A 12,537-nucleotide genomic window follows, 5' to 3' on the forward strand; every position below is an offset into this window, starting at 1 on the left:
TTTCACATTCCAATCAATTCGGCGTGACTCAGGGACGCGGAAATCTTCTTTACGTAGAACCGCGGGTGTGCTGCGAGGAACTCCTCCACCGCGGGCCGGACGTCAATGGCGGAAGAGTCCACGATCACCACAGGAGTGTTGGGGCGAAGCCACGTGAAGTAGCGCTCGGGAATGTTGTCCTGCACTGACGCTTTGTTGGCGATGCCGCCAAAGTCGATCACCACCATGTCCACGGTATGCGCTGTGATCCCGGCCAGGGATGCGGCAGGCGTGGGAGCGACGGGGAGCTGCTGGCACGTGGCCTTGTCTGCGGAAAGGGCCAGTCCTTCCATGCTCTTGAATGCCGCCAGTTCCTCGGTGGAATCCACCAGCCCGGCAGCGAAGGACGGCTTCGCCTGCAGGCGGCTCAGGCAGTTGGCTACCCATGCAGTAGAGACTGCGGAGCCAATGTGTACCGCCGTTGAGGGCAGGTGGCTCTTGATCGCTTCAAAGATGCCGTTTGCGGCAGCTACGGAGAGGTTGCGCCCGTTTGAACTCCGTGACATCCCCACCCAATCGCGGATTTGCTCCAGCTGCACATCCGGGGCGGCCGCTGCCTGCTTCGGCTGGCTCACGACGGAGACCAGCTTGTTCAGTTCCGCGTGATCCAGGCGTGCACGGTTGTCCGGGGCAGGCTGGTTCCGGGCCGCGGAGGCCGCGGCCCGGGCCTGCTCTTCGGACTTCCGGACGCCCTGCCGCAGGACAGTCAGCGAGCGGCGGATGGTGTGGGTACCTTCAAACAGCACCGGAATGGCCAACGCGACGCCCAGCACCACCAGGAAGATCCCGAGGCTGCCAAGCCCTGCGAGGTGCAGTACTCCGCCGATGACGAGTAGGAAGAAGATTCCCAAGCCAAGAAGTCCCCGGGGACTTCTGAGGAATCTCACGAAGGATGAGTCAAGAATTCTAGACATTTTGCAATGCTCCAGGATGTTAGATGCACATCAGCCGTTCAGGGGACGTCTGATGTAGTTGTGCAGCAGGCGGTCTGGGATGCCTGCTGGCAAAGCTGTAAAAACGTACCCCGTCAGTTACGGGCGAAGCCGAGCCCCTCGAGTCCCTTGGCCCACTCGTCCCCCGCTGCCACCTGCAGGATGCTGTCTACGAGCTCCCGGGGAGGAGCGGCATGACCTGCACCCCAATGGTTTCCAGCGAACTCGAAGACCTGATTCTCCGGGTGAAGATTCGCGACGAAGGGGTCACGGTGATGCTCGGTGTGAAAAGCATCCATGGCGTTCCGGACATAGGCGACGGTGTTCGGCAGGGGCCTGCTGTAAAGGTCGCTCAAGTCGGTGGTAATACTGTGCGGCAGCCGGTTCACGGGGTCTTCACCGGTGACACCGAAGCAGGCTTCGGCATACTGCGCCACGACGTCTGCTTGCTGATGCCGTGCAATGTTCGTGTGCGGGCTGAGGGCAACAGCCAGCGACCCCGGAAAGTGCGCGGAAAGGTAGAGCGCAGCGAACCCTCCCCCGGCGGGGCCAAAGAAGACGAGCCTCTCGCTGCCGAAGGATGCAACCACCTTGGCAACAATGTCCTGCAGGATCGGCTGCAGCCGTTGCTCCGAATTGCCCGCGTACCAACCAAGGTTCATGTCCGGGTCCAGGATAAGGCTGGGATCGGAGATGAAGATGCGGTTGACCGGGACATCGCGGGAAATTCCGAGGCCTGTAATAACCGGCAGGCCCTGGTCTGCGCGAACGGCTCCGTGCAAGAAGACAACCGTGGTTTTGTGACCACGGTCCTGCACCAGCAGATCGATGGGCAGGTTTCCATGCTCGATCACATGGAAACCTGGGCCGACCTTGGTTTGCGCCAGAAACCTCCCTAAGGATGAATAGGAGGTTATGGCGTGGACCTTGGGATTGATACTTCTTGCGCGAGGCATTGTTAGACAGCGCCCACCGGAGAGGATGCTTCGAGCTTCAACGCACCTCGCGTATCAATAACCACCTTGCCGGCCAGAAGTTCAGGCGCAACTTCCTTGACGTCGTCGTGGTCCACCAAGACCACCACCACGTCTGAACGCTGGATGGATTCCTCGATGGATACGAGCTCTACGTTGCTGCGTCCGGCGAGCTGCTTCGGCAGTTCCTCAACGTGCGGTTCCGCTACGTTGATGCGGCGGTCCGCGAGTGCCTCGGAGAGGTGGGCGGCGATCTCGATGGCGGGTGATTCGCGGAGATCGTCGATGTTGGCCTTGAAGGCGAGGCCCAGGACGGATACCTCGGCCGTGGCGGGCAGGTTCTCCAGGGCGGCAACTACCTTCTGGAAGACCCACTCGGGCTTGGAGTCGTTGACTTCGCGGGCGGTCCGGATCAGGCGGGATTCTTCCGGGGCGGCGGCAACAATGAACCAGGGATCGACGGCGATGCAGTGACCGCCGACGCCGGGGCCGGGCTGGAGGATGTTGACGCGGGGGTGGTGGTTGGCCAGGCGGATGAGCTCCCAGACGTCGATTCCGAGCTTATCGCTGATAACGGACAGCTCGTTGGCGAACGCGATGTTGACGTCGCGGTAGGAGTTTTCCACCAGCTTGGCCATTTCAGCCGTGACGGCGTCCGTGGTGAGGATTTCGCCCTGGCAGAAGACGGCGTAGAGGTGCTTGGCCTTATCCGCGGCCTCTGCGGTCATGCCCCCGACGATGCGGTCGTTCGTGACCAACTCGATCATCACGCGTCCGGGCAGCACGCGCTCGGGGCAGTGAGCCACGAGGACTGCGGGCTTGGAGCCGGAGCCGTCAAGGCTGAGGTCGGGGCGCAGGTCCAGGATAAAGCGGGCCATGTGCTCGGTGGCGCCGGGAGGGGAGGTGGATTCCAGGATCAGGAGTTCGCCACCCTCCAGCTGCGGAGCGATGCCCCGGGCTGCGGCTTCGATGTAGCTCAGGTCGGCGGACCGATCTGCCTTGAACGGGGTGGGCACAGCCACGATGTAGGCGTCGGCCTTCGGCGTGGAGGTGCTGGCGCTCAGGTGGCCTTGGCTTACGGCACCTGAGACGTGCACGGCCAGGTCCGGCTCGACGAAGGGGACCTGCCCGGCGTTAACGGCATCAACCGTGTTTTGGTTAACATCGACACCCACAACTTCGATGCCATTGGTGGCAAGGATGGCGGCGGTGGGCAGGCCAATGTAGCCCAGGCCGATGACGGCTACTCGATTAATGGTGTTCAACGGATTTGTTCCCTTTTAGATTCGTGAGTCCGGCTAGAGAGTGACGTGTTCTGCGGGGTTCCCCCAGAACTTGACTTCCCCGGTGGCGAGAAGTTCGTCGTCGGAGGCGTTCCAGGTGTGCCCTGCCCCGCCCCGAAGTTGGTAGTAGTTGTATCGATCGGCGGAGTAGATCTTTCCGCCTGCTTCCGTCACCGCGGTGAGGAAGGCGGTATCTTCGCCCCGGTTCTTCTCTTCGAAAGGGTGCTTTTCGAAGACGGCGCGTTTGGCCATGATGGTGGGTCCCATGACCATGTGGCTGAAGCGGTGCTCCATGTGTCCAAAGCGGTAGACAGCCGCGTTGCGGCTTGCGATGTACATGAAGTGCGCCAATTTGCCTACGACGTCGGCCCCCGAGTACCGCAATGCGTTCAGCTGGTCACGCAAATAGTCGGGGCCGTAGTAATCGTCGTCGTCCATTTTGGTCAGGACGGAACCTTTTGCGGAGGCAACGCAAAGGTTCAGGCAGGCGCCGAGGCTGAGTGACTGTGGTGCTTCGAGCAGTGTCAGCTTGCTGACGCCGTGCTTTTCCTGCAGGCCTGTGATTTCCGTGGCATCGGGCGTGAACCCGTGCGTCAGGAGCACCAGTTCAACGTCCACTCCACGCTGGGATGCGATCGTGGCGAAGACGTGGTCCAGCTGCTGGGGGCGGATGGTGGAGACCAGCGCGCTGACGGATTCGGGCTGGACCGGCCGCGCTTTGGCCGGCAAAGCGGCCGCCAGGACCTGCTCTGCGCGGTGGGCGTAGGTATGCTCAGCCCAGATCCTGCGCTGGGCCAGGTGCACGGAGCGGTCGTTGAGCTCGGGGCTGCGGAGGAGTGCCCTGATCACGTCGGAGGCCTGCTGGGTGTTGGCCACGCTCTGGACTTCGTTCTCCGGGAAGAACCGCGGCAGCGCGGGGCTGGGGGTCGTCACAACGGGGGTTCCCGCTGCCGTGATTTCAAAGATCCTTCGCGCGCACATGCTGGGTGAGTCAACAACGGAGTTCACGTTGAGGAACACCTTGTAAGCCTTGTAGGCGGTCAGCATCTGGTCGTAGCTGAGAGACCCCACCACGTGGGCGTCGTAAGGATCAGGGAACTGGTAATCCGGATCTCCGCCCAGCTGGCGGGAGAAGATCTCCAGGCCGTTCTTGAACTTGGCCGAGCCGGCAATGGCACCGTCCAGGAGCAACTGCATCTGCTCGCGGCGTTCCGGGTACTTGTGGGCAAAGTACATGCCGGCGAAGGCCACATCCCTGGCGTGGCGTCCGTGGGCCGGGCGGACGGGGTTGTGAATGGCGGGTTGCGCGGCGAAGGGCAGCACGGCAACGCGATCGTGGCCCAGTGCTTCGAAGTATGCCGGGAGTTTGTTCTCGTCCGAGGTGAAGACGAAGTCGAACTCGCGGGCGGCCGGAAGGAAGTCCTCAAAGTGGGGAGGGTCTTCTTTGTTCCAGAAGACCGTGGGGACGCCGTTCTCCTTGCACCACCGGAGCAGGTTGAGGAATTCGGGCTTGGGTCCGTTGGGTCCGGTGAGCTGGTACTGCCAGGAGCCGTTGTTGCCTTTCCAGGCAGATTCGATGAAGACGAAGTCGATCGCCTGGTCCTGCAACTGCTGCAGCCAGGAGTCCTTCTCGAGGAAAACTACGTTCCATTCGTAGGCAAACGCCTTGGCGGAGAAGTCGTCCAGGATGACACCGACGGTCAGGTCTTCACGCCGGGGAGCCGTGGCGGGGTACTCATAAGCTGGAAAGGACAGCCCGTTGCGCAGCTGCTGGCCTTGCGCGCTGGGGACGGGACCAGATGACACCCGATGGCGCCGGTACCAGTCGCGCAGCTGCGGGACACCCCCCTGCCGGAGGTGCCACAGTGCTTTCCGAGCGTCCGCCAGGAGCGGCCTCATGCTTTGGTCCTGCGCATCTTGCTGCGGCCCAGGATTTCCGTCATCTGGAGGTTGGCCCTGGCTTCGTCGCGGATACGTGCGGCGGAGATGTTGTTTCCCTTGGCCAGGTGCCCGGTGAAGTCCTGGTATGCCTTGACCGTCTCGGCCGGCTCGCCGTCCATGATCAGGTGGCCCTTGTCCAGCCACAGCACGCGGCTGCACATCTTGGTGATGGTGTCCAGGGAGTGGCTGACCAGGAACACGCAACCGGCCTGTTCGCGGAGTTGGTCCATGCGCTTCTTGCTGCGGTCACCGAACTGGGCGTCGCCGGTGTTCAGGGCCTCGTCCACCAAGAGGATCTCGGGGTCGATGCTGGCGGCAATGGCAAAGCGGAGCCGGGAAGCCATGCCGGAGGAATAGGACTTCATGGGCAGGTAGATGGAGTCTTCAAGGCCGCACAGTTCAACAATGCTGTCGAACTTCTCATCCACTTCGCGGCGGCTCATCCCCATGGCGAGGCAGCCGAGCACCACGTTCTGGTGGCCGGAAAGATCCGGCATCAGGGCGGCGTTGACGCCCAGCATGATGGGCGTACTGGAGGCGAAAATAGCCCCCGACGTCGGACGCATCTGACCGCTGATGAGTTTCATCAGCGTGCTCTTGCCGGAGCCGTTGCGGCCGATGATGCCCACGGACTCGCCGCGTTCCACCACGAGGGACAATTCGTAAAGCGCACGGACGGTCACCGTATTGGGGCGGTGCCTCAAGCGGCGGAGGAAGCTCGTATCCCGGCGTTCCTGTGCAACGGCATCGGAGTCCGTGGTGACTACCCGGTACTCCATGGCTGCGCCGTCAACAACCACGCACGGGTGGCCTTCAACATCCAGAACCTGCTCAGTTGCGGCCATAGGATTCCTCCCCCTGCCAGAAGAAGACCATGCCAACTACCAACGCACCCAGCGCCCATACCGCGAGCGTGGCCCATGACTGCCACGTGGGCGGTTGGGCGTAGAGGATGCAGTTGCGCAGGATGTCGATGACGTTGAAGAGCGGATTCATCTTCAGGACAGCCAGAAGGTCCGGGTGCGTCACGAACTTCTCGTACGAATAGAAGATCGCGGAACCGTACATCCAGGCGCGCATGAAGAACGGCAGCAGGTGGGTGGCGTCGTGGACGCGGGAGATGATGCGGGCAAGAATCAGCCCGACTCCCAGGTTGAAGAGCGATTGCAGCAACAGCGCCGGGATGATCAGCAACCACAGCCACGTGATCTTCTCCACGGGAGGGATCAGAGTGATGATCAGCAGCATGGCCAGGATCAGCGGGACGTTGGACATCATCTCGCGGATGTTCATGCCGATCGGCAGCGTGGCCCGTGGGAAGTTGAAGGCTTGCACAACGGACTTGTTGCTGTGGATGGACCGCGCCCCGCTGGTGATTGCGCCGGAGGTTCCCTGGAAGATGAAGATGCCGATCACCAGGTAGCCGACGTAGTTTTCGATTCCGCCGCTGGTTTGGAGCAGGAGTCCGAAGATTACGTAGTAAGTGAGGCCGTTGAAGACGGGATTCAGCAGCAGCCAGGCGCTGCCCAGTCGGTCGCGGCGGGTGCCGCTCTGTACCCGGGCGCGGGCGTCGTAGAAGATGAATTCGCGGAAGTCCCACAGCTGAACCAAGTAGTCCAGAAAGCCTGGACGCGCACCAACGCGCGTCAGGCGTCGCATGTCCACAGCCAGTGGCTGTACCGCCGCTGGCTCTGGCAACAATGCTGCTTTCTTTGCCGACATCAGCTGTCCCTCCCTACGTTTGTTAGACGCCCAAATTCTCGTACGCCCGGATGTATGCCCGGGCATTTGCCTGCCATGTCCTTGTGGTCAAAACTTCCTGCCTGCCTGCGTCTCCAAGCCGCCGCCGCAAGTCCGCGTCGCTCAGCAAGTCATGCAACACCTCAGCCAGCCCTTCCGGGTCCTCGGCGTTTGCCACCTTGCCGTTGACGCCGTCGTGCACTATCTCCCGGAGCGCGTCCAGATCGCTGGCGACTACCGGCCGGCCGGAGGCCAAAGCCTCAACAGGCTTGAGCGGGGTAACCGCGCGGGTGACCGCAAGGTCCTTCCGCGGCACCACAAAAACGTCCAGGGACAAGTGGTACAGCCGTGCCTGCGCGGGAGGCACACGCCCGGCGAAGATCGTGCGGTCCATGAGACCCAGCCGCCGGACCTGGTCCTGGAGCGCGGGCGCAGCAGTGCCGTCCCCAACCAAAACCAGCTTCAACTTTCGCAGCCTTGGAGCAAGCAGCGCAAATGCGCTGACCAGATCATCAAGGCCCTCATAGTCAACAAGGCTGCTTACTGTTCCTATGTACAGGGAGTCGGGATCCAGGCCCAGAGCCCTGCGTGCATCGGCGTGGTCAAGCGGTTCATCCAGGTAGTCTCCACCCACTGCATTTGGGCAGATCAGCACCTTGTTTTGGTCGATTCCGGACGCCACAATGTTGCGTTTCATGGACTCACCGAGCGTCACCACAAGGTTGGCACTGCGCATCACGTCCGCTTCACGTTCGGTGAAAAGCGCGTACCGTTCGGTGCTCCGCGCGGCCTCTCCACGTGTCGAAGCCCACGTGTCTGCCAGCTGGCCGCGGACTTCATAAGCCCACGGAATGTTCAGGGCACCGGCCACTTCGCGGGCAACCAGCCCGTTGACGAAGTGCGTGGTGGTGTGGAGGACAGCCGGACGGAACTGGCGCGCGATGCGCAGCACGCCTTCAGCCTGCTGCTGGAGCCTGCCGTCCATGGAAGTTGCCATGCGGGCCGGCAGAAGCCGCTCATAGCGGACCCCGTCAACCACGTCCCGCTCGCGCGCGGTGAGCGAGCCGATCTGCACCGGGTAGCCCAGCCGGGTGACGGCCAGGGTTTCCCAGCCCTCGGCCTGCTGCGCGGTCAGGATGGAGTGGCTGCGCCGGGCATAGCCGCTGCCTGTGTGCGGTACGGAGTTGGTGAGGAGGTGGAGGACTTTGCGGGCCTGGGGCGTCGTCGGCGTAGCCGGCAGCGATGGTTTCCAGCCTTGGAAGACGCGTACTTCGGATTCGAGCCGCTGCCGCTGCTTCGCCATGGAACCCCGCTCGTCAGCGAGGACGACGACGGCGCCGCTCATGTCGCCGTCGTACCACTTGCGTCGGGCGAGGGTCGCCGCAGTCCGGGTGGCCCCGGCGGCCAGCGGCAAGAAGACATCGGCCCATTCGGGGAGTCCGGCGGCGATGGCAACTTCCGCAGCGTTGCGGGCACGCTCGCGGCCCACACCGTTTTTGGCAGCGTCCGTGAAGCGGCGGTCCAGTCCGGTGGAATCGCCGGCAGCGTGGCTGGCGAGCAGGAACAGCGGATGGGAAGAGGCGGGTGCCAGCGCCGTCAGACGACGGGCCACGGGCCGGACGACCTTTGAGGGCAGCTTCCGGAGGATCTGGAGGAACAGCACGGACGGCGCTTCGGTAATGTGCTCGGAGATGGTTCCGGCTGTGAGGACCAGGTTCTTCAGAAGCTGCTTCATACTGCCGCCTGTTCCGGACGCACCAGAGCGGAGATGGCGTCCATGTACCGGCTGGCGAGCTGGGCGTAGTCGGCGTTGGCCTTGACCCATTCGCGGCCGCTGGTTCCGGAGGCTAGCCGGGCTCGGTCCTTGGATAATTCGCGCCACAGTTCGGCCACGGCCTCGGCGTTGGCTGGAACGACGTCCCCTCCCCCGGCTTCCTGAACAATTCGCTTGGCTTCGCCCTTGACGATTGCGGTGACGTGCCTGCCGATGGCAAGGACCTCGTACGTTTTGGACGGGACCGTGGTTTCGAAGGACTTCCAGTCGTCGCGGAGCGAAACAATGCACGTGTCGGCCTCGCGGTACTTGTCCACCACTGCTTGCCCTTGGAGGGACGGGAAGAACGTAACGGGCGCGTTCAGCTCGCGGGCGAGTTTCACCAGTTGGGGTCTGCTGGTGCCGTGACCCACCAGCGTCAGGTGGAAGCCGTCACCCAACAACGCCGCGGCCCGGATGAGGATGTCGAGCCGCTGGCTCTTGCCGTGGTTGCCCAGGTACAGGGCGTGGAAGACGTCCCGCTCGGCGGGCGGCGCTTCCAGGAAGGGCATGGCGTTGAGGTCGAGTCCGTTGCTGACCGTCTCCACGTTTTTGATTCCGCGGCTGCGCAGCGTCTCGGCGAAGCCCTCGGTGACCGTAACCACCAGATCAGCACGCTGCTGCACGAACTCCACGGCCCGCTCCGCCACACTTTTGACGCTGCCCTGCACCAGCCTTGCGTCGCGGGCCAGGTCCGGCCAGGCGTCGCGCATTTCCACGATCAGCGGCACGCGGCGCAACCGGGAGAGAACGTACCCGGTGGCGAGGGTTGGAAGGCTGGGAGCCGTGGCCAGGATCGCGTCGGGTTTCTTCCCGCCGAGCCCCACGGGAACAGACATCACAGCGGAGAAGAGCTGATCCGCAAAGCGGGCCAACGGCGAGGTACCCAGGTGGCGCAGATAGGGCACGCGGCGGATGGTTTCCTTGAACGGACCGGGCTGGTGCGAGAAGGCGAACCCGGCTTCTCGGCGCGGGAGGTTCCGGCGGCCGTTGGGGTAGTGGGCTACGGGAGCGACGACGTCAACAGCCCAGCCGGCTTTCATGAATTCGCGGGTGAGCGAAGACCACCGGCGTTGCGGCGGGCTGTGTTCGGGCCAGTAGGAATGCGTGAGCAGCATGAGGCGCAGGGGCGATGCTGGATTGTGGTCAGCCGCATCCCGTTTACGGGAAGTCTTCATGGCTACTTGCCGTTGAGGCGGGGCCTACGGATGCCCTTTGAACGCAATGCGCGGAAGTAGGCCAGGCCGAGCAGCAGGAGGACCAGGACGGTCAGACCTTGAACGATCGGGTTGTTCTCAGCCACCGGGGCGAGGGCTGCCTTGAGCGGGCCGGTGATGTCCGCGCTGGCTACCGCCGGAGCTGCGGACTTGGTGGGCGTAGGAGACGGGGTCACAACAGCGGGTGCGCTGGCCGTTTCCGTTGGTGCCTCGGGTTCCACTACATACTCTTGGACCGGCGCGTCGGTTGGCAGCACCGGGAGGCTGGGTGGTGGAGTGACAACCGGTGCGGTGGTGGCCGGAGCAACGGGCTCGACGGCGGGTGGCGCCACGGGTGGTGGCGCCGGCGGTGCCGGAGGCTGCACGGGAGCGGGGTCCACGGGCGTGGGATCCAGCGGCGCCGGTTCGGTTGTGGGGAAGTCGATGGGCGGAATCACCACTACAGGGGGCGGATCTTCAGACTCCGACGGCTCGGGAGCAGGGCTTTCCGACGATGGTTGGGGGCTTGGGAACACATCAGTAGCAACAGCCGGTTGGGTTCCGAGGAACCCAAATACGGCCAGCATCAAAACCACAAATGCGGTTTGAACACGTTTGATACCGGTGCCCAACTTTCCCCCCGTTGCTTACTAAACGACCCTGCCAGTGCCTGCTTCAATCTGGCAACGCGGGTGTACCGGCCGCCACAGCTACCAACAGCAGGAGGGCAGCCCGGTTTAGTCTAGCGTATGGATAACTGTCAACCGTTTCCGTAGGATCGTTTGCTGTTGCCGACCCGAGGAATACATTGACGCTCATCAGAGGAAGCCGCCCCCGGATCAAAGCAATCCTGGTGGCCGTCGTCCTTGCCGTGGCAGTCTCCGGCGTCGCCTTGGCGTGGCCGCACGGGCCACAGGTTCTTTCCAACCAAGCAGAGCAACCCGCTTCTGAACCGGAAGCCACTAAGCCGAGCCCAACGCCCTCCCCCACCGTCAAGGCACCGCAACTGCCGCCCTATCCCATCGGCGGGTACTTCGTCTCGGCCAGCTCCAGCCTTTCGCGGAATTCGCAGAAGCTCATGGAGATGAAAGCTGCAGGTGCTGATACAGCCATCACGTTCGGTTCGTCCTTCCGGCCAGTGACGTTGCCATCGATACCCAAAGACTGCCTCATCAACGGCGAAAATTGCGCCAAGGCCGTCTCGGACAAGATCAACGTCAACCGGTACTTCCTGTATCCGGACCAAAGCACGTGGAGCAAGAAAGCTGTTGTTTGTCCCCGGGACCGGCAGGTGGTCAGCCAGGGCAAAAAGTTCACAGTCTTGGTTATTCCCACTCAAGGCAGCGGCTGCAATTCCTCGAACGGACGGTACGACGTTGTAGTGGCCGGAGGTGGTTCCGCCAAGGGGCCCGATGCCACCGGCTCCCTTGCGGCGGCTGCCACCAAGCTGGGCATGAAGCTCTATGCAGGACTCCCTGCGCCCGTGAAGCGAAGCGACCTTCTGTACCTTCCCGATGTGTCCTATGTGGGGACTCTCAAGGCTTTCACGGAACGCTTTCTTCAGTACCACGCGTCAGAGAATAATGTTGCCGGGCTGGCAGGCTTCTACCACCACACTGAGATGCCGGTTACCGGCAGCCGTGCGTTCGATTCGGTCCTTGATGTGTACCGCATGCAGAACCAGGCCATCCACAAGATCCTTCCTACCCGGGCCGCCATTGTGAGTCCTTACCTCGATGCACGCGTTAACGCGGTGAGCATCAGCCTCGAACAGGCGCGCGAGGGGGCGAGGCGGATTGCCCAGACTGCCGGCGGGCTGGTACTGAACATCGCCATTCAGGACGGTATGGGAACCGGAAAGGGCGGAGCCTTCCTTGAGAACGAGGCAGGCTCCTCCGTGGACCGTTATGCCGCCAGCATCGTGGGCAAGGGCACGTGGGGTGCCAAGTACGTGGCTCCAGTGCGTGATTACTTCCGGGCGGCAGCGCAAGGCATCTCAGGAACGGGCGCTGTTCTGTGGGCCAATCTTGAGGGAATGGCACCCGCAACAGCTTCCAATCCGTGCGGGGACAACCTGCGCGGCCAGAGCACCAAGGAACGGATACAGCGGCAGCTCCAGCAGCTGTCCCAGGCCACCAAGATCGTTTCTTTCATGTGGGATTCGTATTACACGTGTGCAGGCAAGGGAACGCCGCTCAAGACCCAGATGGAGTCGGGGCTCGGCACCCCCATCATCACGGAAGCCACCTTCGAACCATCCACTGGGCTGGTGCGGATTTACGGCTTCAATGTGGTTGGTGGCACCACGGAAGTGAAGTGGTCAGCGGCTTCCGGCAAACAACTGACCAAGAAGTTGGCGGCAAGCGGTGAGAATACTGCGTACGGGGCAAACAACGGCATGCATCCGAAGCTGGAAATGATGGTGGTCAAGGTGGGGCAAACAACGCTCGCCAAGGACGCGCCGTACTCGGTGACGGTGACCAATAAATGGAAGACCTCAAGCCGAAGTTTCTCGTCCAAGAGCTTGTTCAGCGCTGCCGGCTGACTTGCCCCCTACGGCTGGCCTCAGAGGGTCCTAAAGGTGGATTTGGTAGAATCATCGCTGCTGATGTCAACCCC

Annotated in this window: 10 protein-coding genes; 1 reads left to right on the forward strand and 9 read right to left on the reverse strand. The window is 62.7% G+C overall.

The window, feature by feature from the left end; all coding sequences use genetic code 11:
- Nucleotides 1-2 precede the first annotated feature (2 nt).
- The 9 genes from OCL88_RS01655 to OCL88_RS01695 form a co-directional block, all read right to left on the reverse strand.
- On the reverse strand, nucleotides 3-953 hold the full coding sequence (locus tag OCL88_RS01655; protein ID WP_264961375.1) for a hypothetical protein: 951 nt from the start codon (nucleotides 951-953) through the stop codon (nucleotides 3-5).
- Between the two features lie 113 nt (nucleotides 954-1,066).
- Nucleotides 1,067-1,825 carry a hypothetical protein gene (locus OCL88_RS01660; protein WP_264961376.1) on the reverse strand — a complete coding sequence of 253 codons (759 nt, stop codon included), beginning with the start codon at nucleotides 1,823-1,825 and terminating at the stop codon, nucleotides 1,067-1,069.
- Nucleotides 1,826-1,929: 104 nt separating this feature from the next.
- The gene (wecC, locus tag OCL88_RS01665) at nucleotides 1,930-3,210 is read right to left on the reverse strand and encodes a UDP-N-acetyl-D-mannosamine dehydrogenase (protein ID WP_264961377.1); all 1,281 of its coding nucleotides are present in this window, start codon (nucleotides 3,208-3,210) and stop codon (nucleotides 1,930-1,932) included.
- Between the two features lie 33 nt (nucleotides 3,211-3,243).
- Nucleotides 3,244-5,127, reverse strand: a complete 1,884-nt coding sequence (locus OCL88_RS01670; RefSeq protein WP_264961378.1) for a glycosyltransferase — start codon at nucleotides 5,125-5,127, stop codon at nucleotides 3,244-3,246.
- Nucleotides 5,124-6,014: an ABC transporter ATP-binding protein gene (locus OCL88_RS01675; RefSeq protein WP_071416174.1), complete on the reverse strand. Its 891-nt coding sequence runs from the start codon at nucleotides 6,012-6,014 to the stop codon at nucleotides 5,124-5,126. Before OCL88_RS01675 ends, OCL88_RS01670 begins: the two co-directional genes overlap by 4 nt.
- Complete coding sequence (locus OCL88_RS01680; RefSeq protein WP_071416173.1) at nucleotides 6,001-6,891, reverse strand: ABC transporter permease; 891 nt, start codon at nucleotides 6,889-6,891, stop codon at nucleotides 6,001-6,003. Before OCL88_RS01680 ends, OCL88_RS01675 begins: the two co-directional genes overlap by 14 nt.
- A gap of 22 nt (nucleotides 6,892-6,913) precedes the next feature.
- A complete protein-coding gene (locus tag OCL88_RS01685) occupies nucleotides 6,914-8,644 on the reverse strand; it encodes a glycosyltransferase family 4 protein (RefSeq protein ID WP_264961379.1) in 1,731 nt (576 codons plus the stop codon).
- Nucleotides 8,641-9,900, reverse strand: a complete 1,260-nt coding sequence (locus OCL88_RS01690; protein ID WP_264961380.1) for a glycosyltransferase family 4 protein — start codon at nucleotides 9,898-9,900, stop codon at nucleotides 8,641-8,643. The genes OCL88_RS01685 and OCL88_RS01690 overlap by 4 nt, the downstream gene beginning before the upstream one ends.
- A 2-nt stretch (nucleotides 9,901-9,902) precedes the next feature.
- Entirely contained in the window at nucleotides 9,903-10,379 is a 477-nt protein-coding gene (locus OCL88_RS01695) for a hypothetical protein (RefSeq protein WP_264961381.1), read from the reverse strand.
- A gap of 347 nt (nucleotides 10,380-10,726) precedes the next feature.
- Here OCL88_RS01695 and OCL88_RS01700 point away from each other — a divergent pair, with 347 nt between their 5' ends.
- Nucleotides 10,727-12,463, forward strand: coding sequence for a hypothetical protein (locus tag OCL88_RS01700; RefSeq protein ID WP_264961382.1), 1,737 nt, complete (start codon nucleotides 10,727-10,729; stop codon nucleotides 12,461-12,463).
- Nucleotides 12,464-12,537 lie beyond the last annotated feature (74 nt).

The sequence above is a fragment of the Paenarthrobacter sp. PAE-2 genome (assembly GCF_026013155.1).
Lineage (GTDB): Bacteria > Actinomycetota > Actinomycetes > Actinomycetales > Micrococcaceae > Arthrobacter > Arthrobacter ureafaciens.

Bases quoted from the DNA above. Each gene is read 5' to 3' on its own strand.
- OCL88_RS01655 (WP_264961375.1), bottom strand. From the start codon at position 953: ATGTCTAGAATTCTTGACTCATCCTTCGTGAGATTCCTCAGAAGTCCC.
- OCL88_RS01670 (WP_264961378.1), bottom strand. From the start codon at position 5,127: ATGAGGCCGCTCCTGGCGGACGCTCGGAAAGCACTGTGGCACCTCCGG.
- OCL88_RS01675 (WP_071416174.1), bottom strand. From the start codon at position 6,014: ATGGCCGCAACTGAGCAGGTTCTGGATGTTGAAGGCCACCCGTGCGTG.
- OCL88_RS01680 (WP_071416173.1), bottom strand. From the start codon at position 6,891: ATGTCGGCAAAGAAAGCAGCATTGTTGCCAGAGCCAGCGGCGGTACAG.
- OCL88_RS01685 (WP_264961379.1), bottom strand. From the start codon at position 8,644: ATGAAGCAGCTTCTGAAGAACCTGGTCCTCACAGCCGGAACCATCTCC.
- OCL88_RS01690 (WP_264961380.1), bottom strand. From the start codon at position 9,900: ATGAAGACTTCCCGTAAACGGGATGCGGCTGACCACAATCCAGCATCG.